The 16915-nt window shown below is 39.8% G+C and carries 10 protein-coding genes; 6 read left to right on the top strand and 4 right to left on the bottom strand.

Annotated elements, in window-relative coordinates; all coding sequences use genetic code 11:
• The first annotated feature begins 21 nt into the window (after positions 1 to 21).
• On the top strand, positions 22 to 618 hold the full coding sequence (locus tag BW976_RS02000) for a recombinase family protein (protein ID WP_076369869.1): 597 nt from the start codon (positions 22 to 24) through the stop codon (positions 616 to 618).
• Complete coding sequence (locus BW976_RS01995) at positions 615 to 929, top strand: hypothetical protein (protein ID WP_076369867.1); 315 nt, start codon at positions 615 to 617, stop codon at positions 927 to 929. Before BW976_RS02000 ends, BW976_RS01995 begins: the two co-directional genes overlap by 4 nt.
• A 75-nt stretch (positions 930 to 1004) precedes the next feature.
• Here the strand turns inward: BW976_RS01995 and BW976_RS01990 are convergent, their stop codons facing one another.
• Complete coding sequence (locus BW976_RS01990) at positions 1005 to 4742, bottom strand: hypothetical protein (protein ID WP_139332166.1); 3738 nt, start codon at positions 4740 to 4742, stop codon at positions 1005 to 1007.
• Between the two features lie 566 nt (positions 4743 to 5308).
• Here BW976_RS01990 and BW976_RS01985 point away from each other — a divergent pair.
• Positions 5309 to 7735 (top strand): hypothetical protein, encoded by a 2427-nt coding sequence (locus tag BW976_RS01985; RefSeq protein ID WP_076369863.1) that lies wholly within the window; start codon positions 5309 to 5311, stop codon positions 7733 to 7735.
• Here the strand turns inward: BW976_RS01985 and BW976_RS01980 are convergent.
• Together BW976_RS01980 and BW976_RS01975 are read right to left on the bottom strand one after the other, a co-directional pair.
• Entirely contained in the window at positions 7702 to 8118 is a 417-nt protein-coding gene (locus BW976_RS01980; RefSeq protein WP_076369861.1) for a hypothetical protein, read from the bottom strand. The two genes, BW976_RS01985 and BW976_RS01980, sit on opposite strands and share 34 nt — an antisense overlap.
• 115 nt (positions 8119 to 8233) lie before the next feature.
• On the bottom strand, positions 8234 to 9091 hold the full coding sequence (locus BW976_RS01975) for a Swt1 family HEPN domain-containing protein (RefSeq protein ID WP_076369859.1): 858 nt from the start codon (positions 9089 to 9091) through the stop codon (positions 8234 to 8236).
• Between the two features lie 166 nt (positions 9092 to 9257).
• On the opposite strand from BW976_RS01975, the gene BW976_RS01970 reads away from it, so the two are divergent.
• On the top strand, positions 9258 to 10715 hold the full coding sequence (locus BW976_RS01970) for a hypothetical protein (RefSeq protein WP_076369857.1): 1458 nt from the start codon (positions 9258 to 9260) through the stop codon (positions 10713 to 10715).
• Between the two features lie 29 nt (positions 10716 to 10744).
• Here the strand turns inward: BW976_RS01970 and BW976_RS01965 are convergent, their stop codons facing one another.
• Complete coding sequence (locus BW976_RS01965; protein ID WP_076369855.1) at positions 10745 to 13594, bottom strand: hypothetical protein; 2850 nt, start codon at positions 13592 to 13594, stop codon at positions 10745 to 10747.
• 145 nt (positions 13595 to 13739) lie between these two features.
• On the opposite strand from BW976_RS01965, the gene BW976_RS01960 reads away from it, so the two are divergent.
• Both BW976_RS01960 and BW976_RS01955 read left to right on the top strand, forming a co-directional pair.
• Positions 13740 to 13931, top strand: a complete 192-nt coding sequence (locus BW976_RS01960) for a hypothetical protein (protein ID WP_076369853.1) — start codon at positions 13740 to 13742, stop codon at positions 13929 to 13931.
• Positions 13928 to 16381 (top strand): ATP-binding protein, encoded by a 2454-nt coding sequence (locus BW976_RS01955; protein WP_076369851.1) that lies wholly within the window; start codon positions 13928 to 13930, stop codon positions 16379 to 16381. The genes BW976_RS01960 and BW976_RS01955 overlap by 4 nt, the downstream gene beginning before the upstream one ends.
• The last annotated feature ends 534 nt before the right edge of the window (positions 16382 to 16915 follow it).

Genomic DNA, 16915 nt, shown 5'->3' with positions numbered 1-16915 from the left:
TGATTAAGTTAATGATACGTTATGATCATCGGATACGCCAGAGTGAGCACTCAAGAACAAAATTTGGATTTACAAATAGACGATCTTTTGAAAGCCGGTTGTAGTAAAATTTTTAAAGAACACATTTCTGGTAAAAACACCCATAGGCCTGAGCTTCAGAAAATGATTGACATGTTACGGCCTGGCGATAAAATTATGGTTTGGAAACTTGATCGTTTAGGAAGATCGCTTCGTGATCTAATTGATCTTGTAGCTGAATTTCAAAAACTGGATGTAAACTTCATAAGTCTAAATGACAGTATAGACACCAGCACCCCTACCGGGCGTTTTACTTTTAACTTATTTGCATCTATCGCTGAATTTGAAAGGGATATCATCAGACAACGAACAAAGGCTGGTTTGGCAGCTGCGAGGGTAAGAGGGAAAATCGGTGGCAGACCCAAGGGGTTATCTAAAGAGAAACTAGCAAAAGCCAAGACAGCAACACTATTATATAATTCAGGAGAAAAAACTGTAGACGAAATTTTGACAGACTTAAGTATTGGTCGAGCTACCTTTTACAGGTATTTAAAACAAATCAATAACCTAATTACCAGCGCTAACAAAGTAACGTCATGAAAGAAGATAATTATCCTATATACGATCCGCTGGGTATGGAGATATTTCTCATTGATGAAGGCTTTGAAAGCTTATTCAATGGGTTAGCAGGGGTTTACTTCCGCTTATATTATAAAGAGTCTAAACGTCCTGATTCAATGCGAGATCTTGAAAAGGAAGCATTATTTTATAAAAGATTTAAGGAAATAAGAAGACTAAAGAGCTCTTACCAGTATAATGACTGGATGTTAAAACGAGGGGCAATCAAAATTTACTCTATTGAATTAAGAAAAATGATTGAGATCGAACTTAGCCAGTATTCAACTCTATAAAATAATATATAGCAGAAATTATAGAGCAAAATTCAAATTTAGGCTATGCCCTTTAGCAGCAAGTGCAAAAGGGCGTTATTTTTTTCCCTCTGCTTGCCTCACCTCGCGAACTTTTTTCTTTGTCAGTTCCAGTTTGTAATTGATATTTACAAATATGTGATACAATATCGTTTCGGTTCCATGTTCACTTGTTGCCAGTTTTAAGGAAGCATTGGTTTTGACGTGATCAATCTCCTTCAATTTGTCTTTCAATTCATAATCCGCAGGGAACTCTATAAAGTTTTGTACAACGTCTTTATAACTACTCCAGGCCGCGTTGAAGTTTTCCGCATCACCTTGATAGTACGTAGCCATAAAGTATATTTTTCTGGCAGGATCATAATTAAAAACTTTGAGATTGTGTTTCTGTACCTCTGTAGTGTTCCTACCTTCGACAATCAAAGCCTCACAAATCCCAAGCAACTCACCCTTTGAAGCGTAAAATCCAAAATCAATTTCACCCACGTTAGATTTTGCCTTAGAGTCATCTTTTGCTTTTTCGTCCGCTTCATCACTCTGTTTATCTGAAAAACCGCCCCTGAGCGTATTGACTTTCCAATGGAAATGTTGCAATCTGCCGTTTAAAACAAGCATGAGCAGGTCGGAATACTTATCCTCGTAATGCACGTCAGAAACTGAGTTGATCTTCAATAGCATTTGATTGCAAGCTTCCAAAAGTTCGCTTAATAAAAACTCAGCAATTGTCTCTACAGCCAATCCATTTCCTGTAATAACCTGCACCAGTTTATCAGGTGGTAATGACAGTATCCTGTTGTGCTGTTCGGCAAGAAAATTAATCGTCTCCGGGGTATTGGCCAATTCTTCAAGATTAGCTATAAATGGCGGAAAGCCACCAGTACCTAAGGCATGCACGGTTCTTGCATCCTGTAAAAGTGCCTCAGCTTGAGCCTGCATTTTCCGCCTCATCAGATTCTTTATTCTGATTTGCAAAAAGTGAGGTTTAAAACGCGTCTCTTTTTCCAGCTCGTGGTAGAGCCTATCAAAGTTTTCATCGTCGGTCAATGCCTCGTAGGCTTCCAATTTATTGATTGAAATCTTTTCGCTGATATAATCTATGTTATCTGATTGTCCGATTTGTGATTGATAGCCGTTCCACTCGTCTAAAGCATCATTGTATTTCTTCAATCGCTCCTGCTGATCGGCGATCTGTCCGGCCCATACCAAATGTGACGCGAAACGATTAAGTGCAAAAGTCGGTTTATCCGTATTATTTAATGACAATAAATTGTTAAAAATTGCATAAGCTTTTTCCGCTTCTTTCTTATCGAGATAGATCAACCCTTCATAAAATTTCTTCTCCTGTGATGCAGAAAATTGTCTCCCGCTATATTGATCTCTTTCGGGTCCTTGCAGCGATTCGATTTTTTCAAGGTCATGATTATGATAGGCAATCAATAAGTTCGCCCGGAGATGAAAAATCTCATCCTCAAATTGATGATGAGAAATACGTCTCCTTTCCTCTGTGTTTTCGGTATCCTTTAAAGCATCTTCTGCCTGTTTAATAAATTCCGGACTTTGGGTAAGGCTCTGAATAACAAATTGTTTATCGGCATAGGAAAGTTTATCCATGATCTGTTGGATATTTTGTTCATCGAGAACGACATTTAACAGCGTCTTCTTTTCGTCTTCGCCGACAATATATTCAATCATCTTCAATGACCGTATAAGATGATCGGATTTCGTAAGCTCCCGAATGATACTCTGCCGGTTTTCTTTAGAAAACTTATTAATTACACTCCCGATCAATGGCAACAATTCTTCGCTTTTTCCGCCGAAAGTCCAGCGTTCCAAGCTTTCATTGAAGATATCATATCTCAATGAAGCGGGCTCAAATTTGCTGTACCTGGTAATCAAAGTTGCAAGTTTGCTTTCGATTTTATTAAGCACTTGCCCAACCGGGTAACCTGTAATAGTAGCCGTTCTCGATATATGCTGGATTTCATTATATCCTTTAATCAGGATGGAAATATGGTTACGTAGCTTTCTGCCTGCCAGTTGATTTTCATCATCATATTCGCTCTCGGCGTTGCTGAATTTCAGGCTATCCGGGGAAAGGAATTCATCAAAAAGATAATTTTTCTCCATAAGAAGAAAAAGCTTTCCCCAGTCTATCAGATCGTCTTGTTCAACGCGGGTAACCCAGCTGGGTAACCCCGGTTTCCACTTCATGCCATCATCAATACTCAGTTTTTGTACTTCTTTGCAATTGATAAACTTAAGGTAGGAGTTTACAAATCCACGCAAGTACTTTACAATACACTCGTTTTTCTTTATTTGCTTACCTTCCTGATCCTTCCTTAAACTCAAATTGATAACCCATGCCATCAGGTCAAGTTGCAGGTGATACAGACCAATCAGGCCATTGCCATTGCTTTCAGGTTCCATTCCCCCAATCAGGTCAAATAATTTATCAAGCAGCTTCGGGTAAAAAAGCTTTTTGAATTTCAGCCTTTTTGAATAAACAACGCCTGGTAACTCCTCAGCAGCGAAAAGCTCTCTTAATTTATCGGAAAGGGCCATTTGCTCTGCCCGATGTTTGTCCTGGAACGCTCTGTTATTACTGATCGATTGGAATTTTTTACCGGTGCTGAATTCAATGCATTGGAAAATTACTACCGCTTTTCGATCATCGGGAATTATGCTATCATTAGATAGTACATTCAATAATAACCCGAAACTTTCCTGTATAAGACATGCTTTGACTTTCCCGGAATCTGCCACTTTATTTATACCTGCTTCAAACAATAACCGAAAGCCCAGGCCGGCCGTTTTTTCTTCTTTTATTAGAAATGGCAGGATTTCAGGATGCCAGTAATACAACAAAAAACATGTGTACCAAAATGCATAAGGTTTGCTGTCTGCAAGTTCAAGTAGTTTAGAAGTATTCTCGAATTTAAAAGGCTTGTCATTCGCAACAAGTTCGGTGATCAGATAAGTGATGCCATGACGGCAGCCTTGTTCAATGATCAAATCGGCACCGTGTCCATGATTAAGCCCAATCAGGGTTTGATAAACCTCATATAAATCATCAGGTATGGAGGATAGTTCACTATGGACATAGTATTCAGGAATGATTGATTCCCTGTCAGTGTGATGATGATCCAGTCGTAATTTATCGTACTCCGCTTTTCCGTTTTCAAGGTCGGTTTCGTTTAAGACAGTTGCTACAGCGGCGTTCAGAAACCGGTCTTTTGCCCCGGCCGGCATGGTCGAACATAAACTATTATGGTCGTTGTGATATACTATACGGTAATACCAAAATTGTAACCGCTCGGTGTCATCTTTAAAACTGTCCATTGTGATCAGTTTTTCCCAAAGCAGCGTAGCGGCATGCTGTACAACATCGCTCCCCATATTCTGTTCATGATAATAACAGTGTACGCTATAATTTGTGCCGCTGTCACAAGACTGGAAGACCTTGTTAGTTATTAACGCTGTAAGTGCTGGCGTATTTGTAAATAAGGCCGAATGGTGTTCATGTATCGCTGCCAAGACCGTTGCGCTTATCAGCAGATCTGAATTTTTACTAAATGCTCCGAACACCAAAAGAAATTCAAAAATCGGCAGATTTTCAAGCGTGTAGATCGCTAACCGCGTATTATAATATTCTAATCGGTCATTTTGATTAATCTTAAAATATTTGTCTTTGGCCTGTTCCAGGTCAAGCGTAACACCTTTGATTTTTCCATATTCACCGGCAAATTCCAGCAGTTTCTCAAATGTATTGTTGGTTACACGTTCCTCATTGGTCATGCCTTCAAGAAAAACGATTTCATTCTGAAATTGCTTAATAGTATCCAGTTTATCGGGGCCAAACCATATAGCTTTGGGTACACATACCCTCCCCAATATCCATCTTAGCCAACCTTTACTAAAAAGATCGTCGAGATCGATTTCGTTTCCGGTGTCGCTTAAAAACTGGTCGCGGAGTTCTTTCAGTTTTTCCTTTGTAATGACCAATCCTTCGGCTGGGAACGTTTTTTCGAGAACTGCTGCTAAGAAAAACGATGCACCCCACATATCCTCACGCTTAATGATTGGGTTAAATGCGGATTCTCGTGGATAGGGTTTATAAAAATAAAGCTTTTCGCCAAGTTTACGGGCCTCATCAAAATGTTGCATGTGTGATGGTTTAGAATAAAAGTATGACACAAATTTCTTTTAAATTATTTTCTGTGACAAGCTTTAATAAGTTTAATAATAACGTTATATCTGCTAATCTGCTTAGTTTTTATCTTTTTGTTGTTAAGTTTGAAAAATAAGGGCTCTTAGTTATTATTCAATGGCATCTTATATATCTAAACTTTTCCAATTAGTGCATGAACGCTGGTATCAATCAAAAATTAGCACCGATCAGATTTCTGTTTCTGATACAACCCGACAATCAGGAAAGGTTCAGTCGTGCAATGGAACTCGCCTGGTCATTATGGGGTGGTATCCATTCACCAATCTTTGCTTATTATCAAGAACTTCCGGTAAACTATCGGATTGAATTCAATATTGGCATCTCTACAATTGATTATTACAAAAATACAATTGAGAACTATGACCCTGATATAATTCTTTTTGATGCGGATATTACAGAACCGGCAGTTTCGGCTCTATCGGGGGAACGAAATGTAAAAAGTATTGAAAAATATTTGGAGGAGCTAATCAACGGTCAATATGATCATGCTATCTCGGTAACGGAGATAGCAAGTCATCTTTTAAAAAATGAATTCAAGTTCGTCCGTAGTGATAAGTTGACACTGGCGTTGCCTATAATTGCAGCAGATAATCTGCTTTTGAAAGCCTTCATCGGAGCCCTGCCAGAGTTTGTTAAAAGTGCTATTGCCGACATATATGATGGTAATGATGCATTCGGGAGGCCTGTTTTAGATTGGGCCTCAATGGAAAATTATCGTGATACTCCTGTAGTTGATGTTCTTGATATGAACATTTATAAACTAAACAGTTGGTCGACCAAACCTTATAAAAGAGGTGCTGCAATTTATTTTATGCGGTCTGACCGCCTTCAGGACGTTATAAATTATTGGAACCTTCGTGCAGCCGGGTGGCAAGTTGTTCCATTTGCAATAGATCTTGCAGAGAATCCTTATATAAAAGGATACATAGCTCGTTTTGCAGAATGGGTCACAAAATCACAAAAAGGTAATATGAGCATGGTTACAAATTTAGTGGGTAATATTCTTCCGCAAAATGAAGCTGACGCTGCATGGACAAAAGTTCTGCCTGCTGATTCTCAAAACAGTTCGCAAAGGCTTTATTCCTGGCAGGGCTGGTTCCCACGGTTCTGGGCCTCTTACGAATATCAGGATGCCGATCAAATAAAAAGCGAAATTCCATTTTATCATTCTCATTTTGATCATTACGACGTCATTGAGGAACGGATTGAATTTAAAGCGCAGCAGCTTCCATTTGAAGCGCATTATAACCTTTCGAGAGAATCTGCCTATAAAATTGTTCTCGAAATATCACTGCATGATGAATACGCAGAACACGCGGAACTACTCACCGGAATAACGAATCACCAACTTAGACAAGTTGCTGCGCCAATTGATTTCAGAGAATGGCGGCTTTCACGTGCGGGCGTTCACAGAACTATTAACCGCTCTGATGACCGCATTATGTTGTCATTGCCGAAAGCTCTTGACTTTTTTAGGTTTTACTTCAAAAATACAGGATATGATCTCAAAGAAACAGCAAACAGTAAATTGGCTAAAGAAGTGCTTAAAAATATCGGAGGACTACGCTTCGGAAGGTCATTTCTACGGGTAGGTCCGTTAAAGATTATCGAACTTTTTGAAGGCGGCAGGGAAATCTCTCACGTGCAGTTAGTTGCCGAGATCAAAAAAACGATGGGTATTAAAAAAGTGGATGACGCGCGATATTTTGTGAATCGATTACTTGAACATAAAATTATTGAAATGGGTGCCCGCATCCAATGTGCGGTATGCGATCAACATGGCTTTTTCTTACCCGGTGCACTCAGCGAAAAGATCACTTGTCCGGTCTGTCGAAACCAATATGCTTTACCAATGGCTGATCCTGACTCAATTGCATGGTCATATCGTGGCATTGGACCATTTACGCGTACCAACAAAGCAGATGGGGTAATGGCTGTTTTTGCAGCTCTTAGTCTTTTTCAATCAGAATTCGGCGACACCAGGGGGAAATCTTCTGCGCTTTTCGGCTTTGAGCTCAGTAAGGGAAAATCCGGGATAAAAAACCCGCCGAAAGAAATTGACCTTTGTTTATTGATCCAAAACTCACGCGATGAATATAAACAGCCCGATTTAGTGTTCTGTGAATGTAAGACTTACAAAAAATTTACAGAAAAAGATATTGAAAGAATGAAGGTTTTAGGTGATGCATTTCCTGGCTCGGTACTTACGTTAGCTACCTTAAATGAACAATTAGATGAACAAGAAATTGGTTATATCAGCGAACTGGTAAAATATTTTCAAAGAGGTAGAAGCAACAACCGGCCTTTAAACCCGGTATTAATTTTAACAGGAAAAGAATTATTGCCGGAGCAGTATTTTGACGGGTTCAGAACTTATAAAGATAAAATTAAGCCCTACCATCAATTCAATGATTATTTAGGTGCGATTACGGAATTCAGCATTACGGAATATTTGCACATTCCCAATTGGTGGGAAATCTGCGAAAAAAAGCGCGAAGAACATTTGGCAGTTAGGCAGGGTATCGGTCAAATTATTAAGGGATTAAAAGACCGTTTTTGAATTGCGCTGTTGAAGTATCCTCCAAGTACTTCCAACTCAGTCTCTTTTGCTATTTTAAATATCATGAGACGCAAATCAGCATTTGCAATGAGTAGCTTTTGAAAATCATACTTTATCCCACTGTATAGTGTCTTACTATCGCCTTTTCTTCGTGGGTTCCACTCACACTCAACGACCAGTGGTAAAGATTGAACCGAATAAGGCTCAACTCCATTTGTGAACCAATGCAGATCAAACAACCATTCATCATTAACAAACTCCACCTCGATCTCTTTCAAATCTGCCGCTGTAAGTCCATTTGCATGCACTCTAAAGCCTAACTTGTGGCCCATTTTACTAACTCTTTTTTTACGAACCTCGTGCGTTCTGGCTGGTTGATACATTGAAAGTATAATTGCATGTTTGTACCCAAACAGTCAATTATCCTTTGGGCAGTATCCTATTTTTCTATAGGATCATCTTCTTGATACTTGTGCCATTTTATCATATTCTGTTTTTTCAGAAACCGTCTTTGTCATTATCCTGAAACTTCAATTGCCGCAAAATCATTTTGAAATTACTTTTGATCATTTGCAGTTCCTCTTTACTGATATAACCACAATGAGCTATCAAGTTTCGTACCCGATACATATCTTCAATTTTCACCCTGAGCCAATGTTGGTCTTGCTGAGGAAAATATTCTTTGAAATACTCCCAATTGTGCACAATAATTTGTTGCAACTGCACAAAATCGCAGTAGAACAGATCGGAATTACCTCGAAGCGGCAAGAAACGACTTTGCGCTTCGTTATTTTTATTCTTTTCTATAGTGCGTGTTACATCACGGGGAAAATCTAATGGTTTCTGTCCTTGAATTTTCTCTATAAATAAGCGTAAAGCATTCTCTACAAAGTAGATATACAAGTATGCCTCGCTCATTTCTTTGCCTTTGGCGATCAGTTCAGCCGGTAAATTTATTCCGTTAGTAACTTGCTTTGCAGCCTCGATCGTTTCCATTAACTCTTCTTCCACACTGACATTCTCAGGACTGGCGACTGGAAAAAACTCCAAATCAGTAACTTCCAAACCACAGTTTTCTGCTTGAAGCATTTGGTAGGTTATATTTTTTAGATTTTCTTTAACTCCCGGTGTTATTAATTCGAGATTCTTGTATAAGACATAAAAAACGACTTTTGCTTCAGCATGAGCATGTATCGAACCCCATCGGCCAGTCTTTTGGATATCGATTTTAGCAGACGCAAGCAGCCTTTTTAATTTTTCTTTATCAGGCTTAGAATAAGCTTTGTCAAGATATAATTTCAGCTTATTCAAAAACACCTGCAAATCATCCGGGGCCTCATTAGTATAAGATGTCATAAAGTTTGGATTGATACGTCGAATATACAATAAACAGTATCATGATTTAGGTCCGCTGCAATCTTATCATTAGATATTTATTAAAAACCCATATAACCATGGTCGGGAAGTCCACACCGCATAAAAAATAATATCTTCGCTAAACGTCAACTAAAATGGAATTATTATGGTACCTAACCCGGAAAATACCAACGATGAGATACCCTTCGACATAGAAAAAAATATCTATCGGTCGCTAAAAGCGATAAATCAACTGCAATCTGAAAAAGTATATAAAATTATAAGCCCGGAAACACCCTTAAATCATCAACTGGCAACGATTGAAAAAAAATCGAATGAAGACTTTCTTTGCAAGGTTTATTGTGAAGATCTCGTTGAGCCTGTTGAAGGCAAAAAAAGCGAAGGTTACGGGGCGTTTGAAGACATTTATTTAGAATCTGGTGAAGATACTTACTTTATTAGGGCTAAATCCGTTCTGGAAATAAGCAGATCATTAAATACGCCTTCTCTCTTAAAGTTTAGGCTGACGCATTTTCAAAAGGGCCGTACTGAAGAATTTGATAATCAATTATTGCGCCTAGTCATTCCAGTTGACAATAATCCGGGGTTTACTGCTCTCAGTGACAAAAGATTAAAAATAGAAAATCATTATTTGCCGTCGGGACTAACGGAGGTAACAATTGACGACCAAAAATTTCAATTATACAAATCATTAGATGATAACGGGAATCATTTGATTATTGAGTCTCTAGCTCCAACATCATTGGATTTATTTAAAAAAGCATCAAACAGTATTATTACAGGCTATGCCCTGGTGTCTGGTAATTTGTATCTGGGAGAATATTATTATCATGTTATTAACGAGGATTACAATGCTATACAGCGCCTAATCTATGAAAAAAAAGAGCCTTCCGCCATCACGAATATTACCCTTCTGAATCATAACGCTTTCAGATTACATCTCGAAAATACCACCAGTTCAAAGTCTTATCATCACCACTGCATTCCGATGAGCATGGAAGTCTTCTCATCATTGTGCCAAATGGTAAATGAAAATGTGGTGTACGCCCGCTGCTGCCGGTTTATTATTGAAGGGCACCAATCAAAACAAGTTTTGTTAAAGGGTGGCATTTATTCTATCGGAATTGAAACAATTGCGGGGATTATTTACGAAGAAAACCAGGACCGTATAAATCCAATAGAAGACAAAACTTTGGCAAAAACAATAATTAACAAGGTACGCGGAGTTGTAAATGAATATGGTGCATTTCTTACCGAATACGGCAAGGGTATTCTTGATGCAAAGATCAACAGTTTAAATAGCCCCACTAATGCGAAAAAATTGTCAAGACCATTCGAGCTATTTGATATCATCTTACCTGACGAGGATGTCGCCATTCTAAATACGCGAAATAAATTCCTGCATGGCACCTCACCATTTGGGGAAGATGAACTTGCGGAAAAACAAGAAGAACTGGAAGTAATTGTAAATAAATTGCTTTTTATGTTAATGGTTCTAATGTTCAAGCATATAGGCTATAGCGGTCATATCATACATTACTCTGACTGGATAAAGTATCGTTACACTTCGCCTTATAGTGGAAAACTGTTTTTTGTCATCTAAACTTAGGTGGGCCGGTTGGTTTATGCTTCCTATATAAAATATTTGAAGTATATCTTGGACAGATCTTCCTGATAGTTGTTCGCTAGATACAACTTTAATTTATTCCCCATTTCAGGAAGATCGTGGAACTGGCTTAGCATGATATCATGATTTATGGTCAGCAACCACATAGGATCAAAATTCTCATAATTGAAATTTTTAGGATCAAGTGCCCAAATCTCAAATTCTGATAATCCTGTTAACTGTTGCAGTACAGGATGTGATCTCGGAATCTTACGTGTCATTACCTGATAGATAAGATTAATCATGTAGACATCGTTATATTGCGGTTGGTTATTCTCAAAGCCTGTTAGGCCGCCACGTTTATGTGCATTCACCTGCTGCACAAACCTGCTAAAAAAGTCTTTGTACTCCCAATCAAATAATTCGTTTCCTAAAGCGTCGATGTATAGAAAATGTTCGAAACCATTGATTAGTGAATTCTCAAATTCCTGAAGTAATATTAACCTGCCTTCTTCGGAAAATATATGAAATAATGGTATTAAATGTGCCGGATGCAGCTCCCCTTTATGATCCGTGGCATTAGCCACCGCCCGCTTAACCAAACCTATATCCTGAATTAGAGAGTCAGGGTGAAACTTATGATACGCTACAGCTACGGACTTTAATAAGGTATGATATTTATGTGTCCCATAACTATCGTTATTTATCGCTTTCTTAAGTAACTCGAGTAACTCATGTGCTTTAAACGCTCCCCCGTGCCGTTCTATAAACTTTCCTAATTCGGTCAAATCAAAATATGCGAGTATATCTTCGGTTAAAACAAACCCTATAATAGGATGAACAAGGACTTTAACTTGAAAATCATTAAGATCAACTTTTGACAGAACAGTAAACAGGTTACTGAATATATTGGTGAATTTTTCTTGAAAGTGGTAATTTACCAGGTGGGCAGTAAGCAAATCTTCTTTTAAATAGTGTCCCAAAAAACCATCTTTGAAATAGCTCCTGAGCAATTTCTCCGTCTTATTTACCAGATCTGCTTTGTCTTCAGGTGTCATTAACAGGTCACCGGAATTCATAAGGATATCTTGAAGCTCCTTTGCATGCATATACATAATAGCCTCTGTGATATGAAATGCAGTAACCTTGTTAAGTTGGCCTTCTGCAAAACTTTTTATAAATGTTTTCATAATCCTTGATACAAGAATTTTGAAATCGCTGAAGGCATCAAATACAAGATAGCCCTTATGAAAATAAGAATAAAGTAAATTGTACTGCCAACTAAGACTATTAAGATCTGAGGCGTTTTGGCTACCCTTTTCAAGTTTATCTATTAACTCATTCGCTTTGTTTTTAATCTTTAGGTAGACCTTATTTTCCTTGATCTCTAACAAGTATTTACGAACATCATTATCAACATAAATATCTAACTCATTATGGATGCTACGATCCAAATCAATGCTTTTTATGTCTTTTAGAATGGTTTTATCATGTTGTTCATCATAAGATTCAACAAGATTGTGTAGGCTGATTTGATTAATCTTTGATACAAAATATTCATTTATTTTACTTTCATGACCACGAGATGCTTCCTCCGCCTTTTTATACAAATGATATGATTTTTTGAAATTATCAGTGGCCATCATGTAATGAGCATAAGCCAGTTCGAGGGGCTCAAGTATTGGCTCGGTTTCAGCCCTTTTTAATTTTTGAAGAAAAGCTTTGAAATCCAAACTACGATAGTTACAATTTACACAATCACAATTTGTATTATGGATAATTTCGGTGTCGATTAAAACGAGTTCTTCATCTTTTACGTGGGTAAGATGTCGCATACTAAAACCCATCTGCGAAGCATTTTTTCTACGAATAGTTAAAAGGTCCTTGATAGCACCCAATTCAGTAACGCCACAATTTTTTAACTGATCAAGGATATATTTCAATTTATACTCCACCTCAGTAACATTTGCAATTTTTAACTGACCTATTAGTTGGTGGCTAAAAATAAATTCACCGTCAACAATCTTCACGTCGTTTAAAAAGCTGGCGATTTCTTGATTTAGGCTGATCATCCGGCCGTTTTTGTAATGCCAAACATGATCGTCTAAAATATTAAATGGCTTAATATTGCATATAAAGTCAGGGTCAATAAATCCCAACCCTTGAAATTTCTTTATCGATAAATAAATTTGATCCACAATATGCGTCTCCTTTATAAATCGGGTTTTCTCCGGTGGCCGTAATTCATATAGCTTATCTGTTGATGATTTATAAGAATTGGTCAACCGGTCTTTATGAAAAAGAAATAGAAAAGCCATTAAATTGTTTTCATCCTGTAAATCTTGCAGTGTAAAACTTTGATAAAATACCTGGGTTCGATAATTATAAAACCTTATCTCTTTAAAATTCGAAACAACTACCCAATTGCAATGTCCTCCCATTTTCGACGCATATAGAAATGCCTGATCGACGGGAGTTAATTTCATGCCAGCCCGGTTTTGTCGTTTATCCAAATCCGTTTTTATATCCTTTATTTCAACAACTACATTGACGTCGCCTTCAATACCATGATCTGTTATTTGAAATACACCCAATGCGGCATCTGGTTTTGTAGAGTCTATTTTAGATTTCAATTCCTCTCTAAACAGCCATTTAGTTGGATTTTTATAGTTGAATCCCAGTATATCCCCGAAAATCTCCAACACAAAACGAGACTTAATTTCTTCCTCTTTAAATAAATCAATTTTACCCGTTGTCATACTGCTGAACCAAGTTTTCAGAAGCGCGCGTTTATATTCGATATCAGCGAATGAAGAGAGCCGGAATCCTGTTAAATGTGGTTTTAAAAATTCTTCCGAAAAAAGCATAGATTCCATTAGTTTAAAGATACTAAAGGTGGCTTATAGATTAAAATTCTATTTTCTACCTCTTTTGTGATAGGATATTCGCAAATCGTAATTGATTCATTTGATGGTACTGCAGAAAACGTTAACTTAGACAAACCGGGCAACCTTTATTATCATGAATTCAGAACAACCTAAACCGCATTCTTCCGATGTTCCGCAGCTAATCTTCCGACAATTTATTGATGAACTACGCAAAAGTGAGGCACCGACTGTCGTGACCAACGAACTCGAACAATTATTGAACAGCGGCAACGCGATCAATGAAACGGCCCTAAAGAACGCCCTCACTAAAAGTGCTGAGCTATGATCACCGTAAAAAAAATCGAGGTGTTCGAATTTAGAGGCGTCCGGCACCTGGAACTGGATTTTAACAACAAGAACTTCGCGATCTGCGGCAAGAACGGCACCGGCAAAAGCGGGATCGTCGATGCGCTGGAATTCGGCCTAACCGGTAACATCTCCCGGCTATCTGGCAGTGGCACCGGCGGTATTACCATCAAAGAGCATGCACCACATGTGGACAGCCGCACCAATCCGGCTAAAGCTAAGGTCGTTATTACCGTCTTCATCCCATCGCTGAACAAGAAAGCGACCATTGAACGGGTGGTCAGTGACATGCAAAACCCGACCATTACGCCAGCAACAGCGGATGTCCTAGCGATCTTTAAGGAAGTAGCCGACCACGCGGAATTCACCCTGTCCCGTCGGGAACTGATCAAATATGTGATCTCCACACCAGGCGACCGCTCCGAAGAAGTGCAAGCACTCCTGAAACTGGGGCAGATCGAGCAGGTGCGCGTGCTGATGCAAAAAGTAGCTAACGCGCATAAGCGGGACGTAACGCCCTTAAAGACGGGCAAAGATGATGCAAAGAAAGGTTTATTATCAGCTTTGGGCATTACTGATCTCAGCGCAGAGAAGGTACTGGCCGCGGTGAACGCCAACCGCAGCCTCTTGAACCTGCCAGTACTGATCGAACTTACCCCGACAACGAATTTGAGCGACGGGACCACCGTGGCTACAGCAAAGGCCAGCAACATCTCGAAGCCACACGCGCAGATCGCCCTGGTCGTATTGGACGCAGCCATAAAAGGCTATGCTATCCTCGGCAAAGGCACGGCGCTGACCTCTTTGCGGGGGAAGCTTGAAAAGCTGCAGGACAATCCGGACCTGGCCAGCAGCCTTACCCGGGAAGGTTTCCTGCGCAATGCGCTCACTCTCGTCGAAGATGATGACTGTCCGGTCTGTGATACGCCGGTCGGCCTGGAACAGATCAAGGCGACCGTGCAGAAAAAACTGAATGGTTATGAAGCGATCTCCGAGACCCGAAAAGGACTCGAAGCAGGGCTGGGACCCTATAGCCAGCAACTGCGTGACCTGATCACCGCGGTCCGCGGTGTGAAAGATAACGGGCATGCTTTGCAACCGCCGATCGATGTGAAAGCCTTGGACGAGTTCATCATTGCACTGCAGACCCGCCTAACCCGCATCACGGCATTTCTGCCCGTTGCTGATCTGCTGGAAGCACTGGATGGGTACGGCAATTGCCCTGCTGCCGCTACTGATGTGGTAGCTAGTTTACATAAGGGTATCTCTGCGATACCCGAACCGACCCAGCAGGACGCCGCGCGCACATTTCTGATCATCGCCCAGGAGCGGCTGGTCGCTTACCGGGCTGCATCCCTGAAACATAAGCAGGCAGAAGAACAATATAAGGTCAGCAGCGGTGTACTGGATACCTACGGTAAGGTCGTGACCAGCACCCTGGAAGGTCTGTATAAAGATGTCGAGAGTAATTTTGTGGAGCTTTATCGTTTTATCAATGACGATGACGAGTCGGAATTCACCGCGCAGCTAACGCCATCTATGGGCAAGTTGGGTTTCGATGTGGACTTTTACGGCCGTGGGTTCTTCCCGCCTGGAGCATACCACAGCGAAGGCCACCAGGATGGCATGGGCTTATGCCTGTACCTGGCGCTGATGAAGCACATCCTAAAAGATAATTTCACCTTCGCCGTCTTGGACGATGTACTGATGTCCGTAGATACCGGTCATCGCCGCGAGGTCTGCCGGCTGTTGAAAGAGAAATTCCCGAAGACGCAATTCATTATTACCACCCACGACCAGGTCTGGCTGAAGCACATGGCGACCGCGGGTCTCATCCAACGCAAATCCTCTATCTTATTCCGCAAATGGAGCGTCGACAGCGGCCCGAACCAGTGGAACGATACCGATGTTTGGAATGAGATATGGAACTATTTAAAGATGGATGACGTCCGCAGCGCGGCGGCATTGATGCGGCATTACCTAGAGTATGTATCGGGCGAGATGTGCCATAGTCTGCATGCGCGGGTAGAGTACCGCGCCGACGGCCTGCATACGTTGAATGACCTCTTACCGCAGGCGACCGCCCAATATACACGGCTCCTTGGCGATGCCTCACAAGCTGCCCGGTCCTGGGGTAAAACTTCGGATGCGGATGTCATCGCCAAAATGCAAACCGACTTCAAACAATTGGTCACGACGTCGAACTCTGACCAATGGCAGATCAATCCCAGCGTCCATTATACAGAATGGCCGAACCTAGAAGGTACAGATTTCATTCCTGTATATGCGGCTTTCAAGGAATTGACCGAAGCACTTTATTGTAAAAATGTGGAATGCAGATCGCTATTGTATGTCGTTTCCGATAAGAACGTACGTCAGCAGCTGCGTTGTTCCTGCGGCACGATCAATCTTAACCTCGTGAAAAAATGATATCAGGAGAAAGGTTATACAAACACCTTTAAAATCCTTGGAAGTTGTCCCTAATGCCATATCAAATAACTATGATTACATATTGATTTTCAATAAAATATAAGAAATTCCAACGATAACTCTTAATCATTTGGCTGAGGATTCGATCCCTCTGGGCACCCTGAAAATCAAAAGTTCTTTTCTATTGAAAAATCTTTTTATGCATGAAGTTTTTTTGCCCTCGAATTTAGCAGATAAGAGTCTGTTGACCAAGTTTTACAAATTAAAATGATAGGCAGCAGAATACCTGTACGATTAGAACGATAAATTAGGTAATAGCAATCAGAATATAAATGCAACTATCTGATATTAAGAATTATATAGAAGAAGGAAAATATTTTGTTTTATTAACAATCAAATGACATGTAAAAGGATACAAATTGTTTTAAACACTAAACAGCCAAAAAACACCCTATAGGGTATAAAAGCGCATCTATTGGACTAAATTTACTAATTTTAAAAAGATACAATTTATTTGAAACACCTCATATTGCT

The organism is Mucilaginibacter lappiensis (assembly GCF_900155965.1).
GTDB classification, from domain to species: Bacteria; Bacteroidota; Bacteroidia; order Sphingobacteriales; family Sphingobacteriaceae; genus Mucilaginibacter; species Mucilaginibacter lappiensis.
This window is presented reverse-complemented; position numbering and strand designations above follow the sequence as displayed.